Origin of the sequence: Pseudomonas sp. 10C3 (assembly GCF_036346185.1) — a bacterium.
Classification (GTDB): Bacteria; Pseudomonadota; Gammaproteobacteria; order Pseudomonadales; family Pseudomonadaceae; genus Aquipseudomonas.
In genome coordinates this window covers 1-236 of sequence record NZ_JASJVE010000215.1, presented here as the reverse complement: position 1 = coordinate 236, position 236 = coordinate 1, and the positions used below count along the sequence as shown (strand labels likewise).

1 pseudogene is annotated in these 236 nt (G+C 61.0%); it reads left to right on the top strand.

The features are described from left to right. Positions 1 to 236, top strand: a pseudogene (locus QN399_RS26665) (FUSC family protein); the annotation flags it as partial.

The window sequence follows — 236 nt, the reverse complement described above, 5'->3', positions numbered from 1 at the left end:
GTCCAAGGAGGTGCGGATATCACTCAATAAACTCGACGCCATCCAGCGCAATCTGCGGCTGAGCATCAGCACCCTGGAGATCCTCGCCAACACCCGGCCCACCGCCAACGACGAACAGGCCATGGCCGAGTTGCAGCTGTCCCTCAACGCCGAACACAAACAGATACGCGAACAGCTGATTGCAATGGCGCGCGCACTGCAAACCGGTGTCTCGGAGCGGATCGAGCGCCCTGACG